Below are 10,292 nucleotides of genomic sequence, written 5' to 3' on the forward strand. Positions count from 1 at the left end.
TTACATTTTTATCTTTTTTAAGTGAAATTTTTATATATAATAATGTTTACATATTTTAATCTGCTAATTTTCTTACTATATTTTTCAGCTAATAACATTAACAATATACACTGCAAATTAAACCATAAATAACGAATTTGGTTTAAAAATACCCCTAACAGAATTATTTAAACAATTCTATTAGGGGTATTATAATGTTTATATCCAAGTCTCATCAGATTTTTTTGTATTTAATGATAAAACAAGCTGAACTAAATTTTCTGAAATTGGTTCAGGCACCTTTTGTGGCTTTGCAAAAAGATATCCTTGACAAAGATCCACATCTAATTCAATAAGCTGTTTTAATTCATCAACTGTTTCAATTCCTTCTGCAATGATAAGCATATTCCTTTCATGTGCATATGATACAATATTTTCTACAATCTTACGCTTATCTATATCTGCATGAATATTGGTTACAATTTCCATATCTATTTTGATATATTTAGGATTAATCTCTAAAAGCATTTTTTCTCCATTATATCCACTTCCATAATCATCCAAAGCTAATTCACCACCCCAATGTTCTCTAATACAGTTCTGTTTGTATTCCTGATATTCCTTGCTTGGACGTTCAGCTTCAGTTATTTCTACAACTATGTTAGAAAGGTATGACTTATATCTGCTTTCAAATTCCTGAATTTGTTTTTCTGTCATAATCTGATTTGGAATAGAATTTATAAATACATGAACATCACTTTTAATATTCCCTGATTCAATATTCTCAACAAATCCTTCCATTGCTTTAAAAAATGTTATACGTTCAATTTCCTGGAGTTTATTTTCTTCTTTTGCCAGCTTTAAAATTTCTTCTGGATTTTTAAAAGTTGACATTGTAGATCTCATAAGCGCTTCATATGCTACTATATCTCCAGTTCTTGCATTGACAATTGGCTGATAATAATACTGAACTTTCTCATCTCTTATCATTATTTCAAGTTCTTCTTTGTTGCGATTAATATAGTAATCATTTTTATAATCATCAATATTAAATTTATTGAATTTTCCTTTTACTGATTTCTTTACTTTATACATTGCATAATCTGCATAAAGCTGAAGTTTGTCAATTGTATCTGCATCCTTTGGATACCACGCAATTCCTCCAGAAACTTTAAGGTGAAATTTTTCATTTTTCCCAAAGGTAACATAAGCAGAGTCAATTTCAGATTTTAAATTTTCAATAACTTTCTCAATTTCCTTTTCACTATCATATCCATAAAAAAATAAATTAAATTCATCTCCAGACATTCTTGAAATCACTGTTTCCCTTGGGGTATTTGAAATAAATGTTTCTGATGCTTTTCTAATATATGTATCACCACAGTCATGACCTAAATTATCATTAATATATTTTAAATTATCTATATCCAGCATTATAAAAGCAGCTTTCTTTATGCAGTCAGGATTATTTAAAAACAAATCATTCATTTTTCTATGAAATGCTCCTCTATTCAACAGCCCAGTTAATGTATCATGATCTCGTTCATACTCAATAATGTGTTTTTCAATCATTCGTTCTGTAATATCTTCTACCAATCCTATTATATGATTATTATCTATCATTGAAATTCGCATTTCTATAAATACATCTTCCTGTTCTGTAATATGAAACATATATTTTTCATTTTCTTCTTTTATAATGTATTTCTTCAAATCTTCCATATTTTCTTTAAATATATTTAATGGCATATTTTCTACATTTACATTTTCTTTTTTAAATATCTTAAAAAAATTCCTTGTAATAAAAAATTCCTCATTACTTAAATTTATTTCAAAGGCAGCTAACTGCATACTTGAAAGAGTTAAAACCGTATTAAAGCAATTTGTTGTTTCTAACATCTTATTATTCAATGTTTTGATAGACTCAACCAAATAATCAATTTCACTAATATTGGTTTTATTCATTTCTACATCTTTTATATTATCTGCTTTAAAAAGATGTTTAGCTAATGAAATAATAGGATATGACAGTCTTAGTGTTATACCTACTCCACCAACACTTCCTACAATAACCGCTAAAATTACTGCAGCAAAAAAAATGAATTTAATCTTAGCTGAAAAAGCTAATAATTCATAATTGGGAATAATTGCCATAAGAACCCATTGGTCTTTTTCATATGGAGTATTTGAATTATAAATATTCAATTCCTCTACTTCTACATAAATATCTTCTTTTTTTCCTTCAAGATAATACCCGCTTTTTTCTTGTCTTAGTTTAATTTCGTTACTGTCAATTATTTTGCTGCCACCATACACAATTCTATATGTATCACTATTCTCTTCTTTAACAGCTAAACAATATCTGCCGGTTTTAGAATCATGCAGTTCTTTATCAGGAAGAATTTTACTAAGATATTCAGTAGTTATTCCTACTCCTAAAACTCCATAAACATATCCATTATCTAAGATAAGTGGAATAGAATAAACAAGTGTTTCTTCTGACTCCTTTTCAACTTTATCTGCATAACTCCAATATCCCAGATCTTTAGCAGAAAATCCCCTGCCCTTTTTAGCCTCTTCATATGGACAGTAGATGAATTTACCATAACGCCCATCTTCACTAAATGAAAAAGTTGGTTTCCACATTATATCTGTTGAGATGTCAAGCTGCTTAATCAGTGTATTTGAGCCTCGTTCTATAAGTAAATCACTATTTTTATCTGATGAATTAGTAAAAGGGTCCAAATCCTTAACAAATATACCTGGTTTATTTTTTATTTCTCCATCCAAATCATGATTATTGAACACTAAAAATATGCTGTTTGTATGTAAATTTCTAAGATTATGAATCATAGAATCTGCAATTTTACTTACAAGTGGATCTGAATACTCTGATCCTTGGTCTAATTTTTCAATATCAATAATACCATCAGAATCAAGCTGCTTTGCAGTTTGATTTATTTCTTGTGATAAATCATCCAGTTTAGACCAATCAGATAGCATTTCATTTTGTAAAACAGAATTTCTGTTGATTACACGCTCTTGAACAATATCTCTTGCATTCCGATCCAATTTATTATTGACACCACCAACTGTTATAACTCCCCAAAATATAAATGCTTCAATTAAAGATAAAAAACAAACAGGTACAAGAATATAATGTAAAATTGATCTGCTTTTTTTTTCTCTTAATTGTCTCCCCATCTCATTTTCCCTCTTTTCAGTTTTGTTCTACAACATTTTCTAACTCACTCTTTGTTTTTTCATACCACATTTTAAAATTTTCATCATTTAAAAATTCAGCTTCAGCTTCCTCTAAAGTCATTCCATCATTTATATTTTTAATTACAGTATCACGATCTGCTTTTGATTTATCAGATAAACTATATTCTAAAATATTTCTAGCTTCTGTGGCATTTTCAAAAGCTTTTGTAGTATACATAGAAGAAGATTTAACTGTACTTATTCCTTTTTCAACTATTTTTTGCACCATATCATCATCTGTGTTTATATACTTATTGACTTTTTTTATATCATTAGCTGATTTTTTTACAGGCATATATCCGCTTGAGACAGCAAATTCAATATTCTGTTCATCTTGAGTGAACCATTTTAAGAATTCTAAACTAGCTGCTTCCTCTCTCTTGCTTGCTTTTATAACAACCATTCCTGCTCCTTGTTGTACAGCTGCCTTCTGTTGTCCCTCAAATATTGGGCACTCCCTCACTTCATTTTCAATCATATAGCTCTCTGTATCATTCAAATTGACCTCTTTAGGAAAAAAAGTAGCTCCTGAGGAAGATCCTATAAATGATATAATGTTTCCAGTTTTAATATCATCACTTCGAAATCTGCCTGACGATGCAAAATATCCTTTTATATAAGGTACATAATAATTATCCCATAGCTTACGTACAATTTCCTCATCAAAATTTAAAGTTACACTTCCATCTTCATTAACTTCAAATATCTCTTTTCCATGTTGACGAAATCCTATAATAAAATAATTTGCCATAGCATCTCTTCCAAAAAAAGCTTTTCCATCATTTGGTTCATCTGTTAAGGAATCTGTCCAATTATAATACTTTTCAGCAGTACGAGCAATTCCTTCAAAAGTAGAAAGATCATTTTCATCAGTCCCTGTTGCTTCACTAAACTTTTTCCAATCTGTATAATTAAGCATTAAAATTTCTGTCGATTTAGCAATGGGAAAAATTTTTAATCCTCCATCTTTTGTAAAATATCCTTCTTCAATATAACTATCCATATATTCTGATAATTCATCTTTAGTAAAATATTCTTCAATATCAGCTACTTTTCCTAGCTTGTCTACTTCATATGCAGTGTCTGCATACGCAGCAAAAATATTGGGTACTTTTTCTGCTCCTGCTTTTCCGTTAATTGAATCTATTACATTGTTTTTCAAATCATTTATACTTCCATGACTATAAGTTTCTACTATAATTCCTTTTTCTTCTCCTACAGTTTTATTAAATTTGTCTACTAAGTCATTAAACACTTCAAGTTGAGCTCCATTATAATAATTCCACACTGTAATTTTTACAGGATTATTTTTATCAAGTTCATTTTCATCCTTTTTCCCACATCCTGTCAATATTAATAAAAAACAAAGTATTAAGCATAATATCCATTCTATTCTCTTCATATATTTTCCTCTCTTTTGTTTCATTTATGACAATGCTGTACTTAATATTCTAATAACAAAACTACATATTGTACCTTATGCTTATGCTCTATATCTTTACCTTAACATATAGAGCATATTTATTTGTTATAAAATATATTGCGAAATTAAATTATCTTTAGAATCTATATTAAAAATATATATCTAAAATACAAAATCTGAAATATAAAAAGATAATTATATTCCAATACCTAAAATAATAATGAAATAAATCTTTCAAAGATTTCCTTTGAAACTGTCACTGATACATGTTTGATTGCAATTATATAAAGGTATTTTTTATATTCTTTTCATTATCCAATTTATAAGATCTAATCTAACTTCATCTTTATTAAGTTCAGTCAATATACAATGTCTTGCTCCCTCATACAGTTTTATTGTCACATCTTCAACATTATTATTTTTGTATAAATCATATACTTCTTTAACTTTTTCTCCGTAATATCCTACTGGATCATCTGCTCCAGACAAAATAAATATAGGCATATTATTAGGAGTATTTTTCAAAATTTCTTCTTCCTGCATATGTAATGCTGCATATAATATATTTGAATATCCATTTAATGTATAAGTAAAATTATTCAATGGATTTTTCAAATAAGGTTCAACAATTTTCTCATCTCTAGATATCCATTCATAAAAATTTTTAGGATTTTCGATTTTTGAGCAATATGATATTAATTGTGTTTTTTCAATTTTTTTACTTCTATAATCTGGCTTTTTTGTAATACTCATAAGCTTTAAAACTTTTAATGCCTTTTTTAAATTTTTAGTTGATGGATTCCCTGTTCCACAAAGAATAAGACCATTTAATTCTTTTCCATATAAACCAGCAAATATACGTGATAAAAAAGATCCAAAACTATGACCTATTAAAAAATATGGAATATTATCATGTTCAGCTTTTCCTTTTTTCATCACAGTATGCATATCTTCAACTAATATGCTTATGCTGTCTTTATTTTTAAAATGCCCTAATTCATTACTGCTTTCTATAGAGTGCCCATGTCCTAAATGATCATTAATTATTACCAAAAAACCTCTTTCACAAAAAAATTCTGTAACTTCATCATAAATACTGATATTTTCTTTTAATCCATGAGCAATCTGAATAATTCCTTTAATATTTTCTTCATTTTTAGGATAACTCATAATATAATGAATTCTTGTTCTTTCATCTTTTGATATAAATGTACCTTCTTTTTTCATTTATTTACACCTCTTAACTCTGATCTAAAATATACTTTCAAATCTTAAGTTTTTTAATTCAATCGCCTCTTCTTTTTATAACATTGCAGTATTTATATTTTATATTAAAATTTATTCATATATATTCTAATTAACATGAATATTAAAATCTTTTCAAAACTTCTCTAAGTTTATCTAATCTCATTATTTGGGAAATATAGTGTATGTAATGAGGATTTAAATTTTAAATTTATATATCAATTATATTTTTTCATTTCAAGCTTTATGTTTTTGTAAATTTTAAATTTAATTTTAATTTTTTAATATAATAATTTAACCTCAATTAATTCAATTGTTACCATATATTATAATTATTATTCTTTCTTATTTCAACAACTCATTTTAAACATAAAATCCAACTCTAAAAACCCAAAAATGATTACGCCAAACTTACTCCATGGATAACATTTCAGTATTTTCATACCTTTTAACTTATTGATGTTAATATATTTTAATTTAGAAAAATTCTATAATAAAAATGGGGCTGTCGCATTAGCAGTTAAAAACTGCTGGCGGCAAGCTCCGTTTTTTATAAAGATAAATCCATCTCCTCAATAAATTGACTTAGCAAACTCATTGAATCATTATTAGGAATCATGTAATCAACATTTATTGGTAATGCTAATTGATACCATCTTATGAATTGTGTATAATTATTTCGTAAAATATTTATTTGGTTCATACTTATATTTTACCACAAGCCCCCAAACTCATAGAGTTTGGGGGCTTGATTATGCCAAAAAGGAACTGTTCACTAATTATTCAGTGCAACAGCCCCTTTTGATCTAATATGGAATTTCCTAATGGCCGATGTTAATACATTCATATAAGCAGTTAAATCTCAGTTAATTACCACCTATCTATTACAAACATATACTAACATCCTAAAGATTTAATTTATATAACTATCGTGACAAATACCCTGTATATTCACTTGTATGGAGAAGCTTATTAGCATTTTCTATCCTATCCTTAGTAGGAGGTTCAACTCCCTTTAAAGGATAATCTATGCCCATTTCTTCCCATTTAAAAGTTCCAAGTGTATGATATGGAAGTACTTCAACACGATCAACATTTTTCAAACTCTTTATAAACTTGTCAAGTTCTATCAGCTGTTCATCATTGTCACTTCCACCTGGAACAAGTACATGACGAATCCACATAGTTTTACCTATTTCTGATAAATATCTTGCCATATCAAGAATATTCGAGTTGCTGCATCCGGTAAGTATCTTATGCTTGGCATCATCTATCTGCTTAATATCAAGCATTACAAGATCTGTTACTTTCATTAGTTCATTAAATTTACTAAAGAAAGGCTCTTTTCTTGTAAATGGATTTCCTGATGTATCAAGAGTAGTATGAATACCCTTCGCTTTAGCCTTTGTAAAGAATTCTATTAAAAAATCTATTTGAAGAAGAGGCTCACCACCGCTTACAGTGATTCCGCCTCCCTTTTTCCAATAAGATTTATATCTAAGAGCCTGAGTTATAAGTTCATCCGCAGTTTTTAATTCTCCGTCCTTCATTTCCCAGGTATCTGGATTGTGACAGAACTGGCATCTCATTTTGCAGCCTTTGACAAAAACCACATAACGTATTCCAGGTCCATCAACAGATCCAAAACTCTCTATTGAATGAATTCTTCCTAACTTTTTATCTGGATTACATTCTTTCATGGAATGTTCTTGAGATAACATCAAGTTGTTGTTCTCTTGTTAAATCGATGAATTTAACAGCGTAACCAGATACACGGATAGTAAAGTTAGCATATTCTTCTTTTTCTGGATGTTCCATAGCGTCTTTTAATTTTTCAAGACCAAATACATTAACGTTAAGATGATGTGGTCCTTGATCAAAGTAACCATCTAATACTTGTACAAGTTTGTCAACTCTTTCAGCTTCATTGTTACCTAATGCTGATGGAGTAATTGTTTGTGTATTTGAAATACCATCTAAAGCCCATTCATAAGGAAGTTTAGCTACAGAGTTTAATGAAGCAAGTAAACCGCTCTTTTCTGCACCGTATGATGGGTTAGCTCCTGGTGAAAGTGGAGTCCAAGCTTCACGTCCATCTGGCATATTACCAGTGTACTTACCATATACTACATTTGAAGTAATAGTAAGGATTGATGTAGTAGGTTCTGAATTTCTGTATGTGTGTCTCTTCTTGATTTTTTCAAGGAATGAGTTAAGAACATATACAGCAATGTCATCAGCTCTATCATCGTCGTTACCATATCTTGGGAAATCTCCTTCAATTTCGTAATCTACTACTAAACCTTTTTCGTCTCTAATTGTCTTAACTTTAGCATATTTGATTGCTGAAAGTGAATCTACAACGTGTGAGAAACCTGCTATACCAGTTGCAAATGTTCTTCTAACATCTGTATCTATAAGAGCCATTTCTGCTGATTCATAATAATATTTATCATGCATAAATTGAATTAAGTTCAATACATTTACGTATAATCCAGCTAACCAGTCACTCATTTGGTCATATTTTTGAATTACTTCATCATAGTTAAGATATTCTGAAGTGATTCCTTTGTATTCTGGACCAACTTGAGTACCAGATTTTTCATCTACACCACCATTGATTGCGTAAAGTAAACATTTAGCAAGGTTAGCTCTAGCTCCGAAGAATTGCATTTCCTTACCTGTTTGAGTTGCAGATACACAGCAGCAGATTGAGTAATCGTCACCCCATACTGGTTTCATTACATCATCATTTTCATATTGAATTGAACTTGTTTCTACTGAAATCTTAGCAGCATACTTCTTGAAGTTTTCTGGAAGTGCTGATGAATAGAATACAGTTAAGTTTGGTTCTGGAGCAGGTCCCATGTTTTCTAATGTGTGTAAGAAACGATAATCGTTCTTAGTTACCATGTGACGTCCATCAACACCTATACCACCTAATCCGATAGTAACCCATGATGGATCTCCTGAGAATAATTCATTGTAAGAAGTTATTCTTGCATATTTAACCATTCTGCATTTCATTGTTAAATGGTCGATTAATTCTTGAGCTTCTGTTTCTGTGATAACTCCATTATCAAGATCTCTTTGCATATATATATCAAGGAAAGTAGATACACGTCCTATTGACATAGCTGCACCATTTTGTGTCTTGATTGCTGCAAGATATCCAAAGTATAACCATTGAACTGCTTCTTTAGCATTTTTTGCTGGTTGAGAAATATCGTAGCCATAGCTTTCAGCCATTTGTTTCATAGCTTTAAGAGCTTTTATTTGTTCTGCTAATTCTTCTCTTAAACGGATAACATCATCTGTCATAGTTCCGTCGCCGCAGTTAGCTTTGTCATTTTCTTTTGCTTCTATAAGATAATCAATACCATAAAGAGCAACTCTTCTGTAGTCGCCTACGATACGTCCACGTCCATAAGTATCAGGAAGTCCTGTAATAATATGGCTGTGACGAGCCTTCTTCATTTCTGGTGTATAAGCATCGAATACTGCTTGGTTATGTGTTTTATGATATTCAGTAAAAATCTTGTGTAATTCTGGATTTGGTTTATATCCATAGTTTTCGCAAGATTGTTCAGCCATTTTAATACCACCATATGGCATAAAAGCTCTCTTAAGAGGCTTGTCTGTTTGAAGACCAACGATTTTTTCAAGATCTTTTAAAGATTCATCGATATATCCAGGGCCATAAGCTGTAAGACCAGAAACTACTTCAGTTTCCATGTCAAGTACTCCACCTTTAGCTCTTTCTTCTTTTTGTAATTCTTGTAATCTGCCCCAAAGTTTATTTGTAGCATCTGTTGGATCAGCTAAGAAACTTTCATCACCATCATATGGCTTATAATTCTTTTGAATGAAGTCTCTAACATTGATTTCTTCTTTCCAAAGTCTTCCTTCGAAGCCAGCCCATTGTTCTTTTTCTAACATGTCCATTCCTCCTTGTATACTAGATACATATTTTTTACAATTTATATTATTAATTGGGTATCAGCTAAATTTAATTTTTTTATTTGATATTAAATACTAAATCATCAATAATTACTGCAATTAATTAACTCTTCTTTAAATTGTTAATTAAACTGCATTTCCCCTAATATGTTTTTATATATAAGTAATTATCTACACAAGCCTTTAAAATTCATTATTTATATGTAAAATGTTTTATGAAATGCCCTTGTATTTTTCACAGCCACAACTACTAAGCTTATATAAAATACACCTGCATAAACTTCATTACGAAAATTAATTATTTTTAGATTACAATGATAGGGGTCACCATAATCAATGAGTCGTGATGAGTAAATTAATTATGTAATAATTTTTCATATGCTTTATTGCATTTCATAAAACTATACATTCATTATTTTAA

Annotated in this window: 5 protein-coding genes; all 5 read right to left on the reverse strand. The window is 29.5% G+C overall.

Features of this window, described 5'->3' with window-relative positions; translation table 11 throughout:
- Positions 1 to 198 precede the first annotated feature (198 nt).
- Positions 199 to 3,183: an EAL domain-containing protein gene (locus Q0F58_RS07480; protein WP_294374470.1), complete on the reverse strand. Its 2,985-nt coding sequence runs from the start codon at positions 3,181 to 3,183 to the stop codon at positions 199 to 201.
- A 16-nt stretch (positions 3,184 to 3,199) separates the two neighbouring features.
- Positions 3,200 to 4,645 (reverse strand): extracellular solute-binding protein, encoded by a 1,446-nt coding sequence (locus tag Q0F58_RS07485; RefSeq protein WP_294374471.1) that lies wholly within the window; start codon positions 4,643 to 4,645, stop codon positions 3,200 to 3,202.
- 318 nt (positions 4,646 to 4,963) lie between these two features.
- Positions 4,964 to 5,893, reverse strand: a complete 930-nt coding sequence (locus Q0F58_RS07490; protein WP_294374475.1) for an alpha/beta fold hydrolase — start codon at positions 5,891 to 5,893, stop codon at positions 4,964 to 4,966.
- A gap of 944 nt (positions 5,894 to 6,837) precedes the next feature.
- On the reverse strand, positions 6,838 to 7,632 hold the full coding sequence (gene pflA / locus Q0F58_RS07495) for a pyruvate formate-lyase-activating protein (RefSeq protein ID WP_294374477.1): 795 nt from the start codon (positions 7,630 to 7,632) through the stop codon (positions 6,838 to 6,840).
- Positions 7,598 to 9,850: a formate C-acetyltransferase gene (gene pflB, locus Q0F58_RS07500; RefSeq protein WP_294374479.1), complete on the reverse strand. Its 2,253-nt coding sequence runs from the start codon at positions 9,848 to 9,850 to the stop codon at positions 7,598 to 7,600. Before pflB ends, pflA begins: the two co-directional genes overlap by 35 nt.
- Positions 9,851 to 10,292: the final 442 nt, after the last annotated feature.

The sequence above is a fragment of the uncultured Clostridium sp. genome (assembly GCF_934754915.1).
Lineage (GTDB): Bacteria > Bacillota > Clostridia > Clostridiales > Clostridiaceae > Clostridium.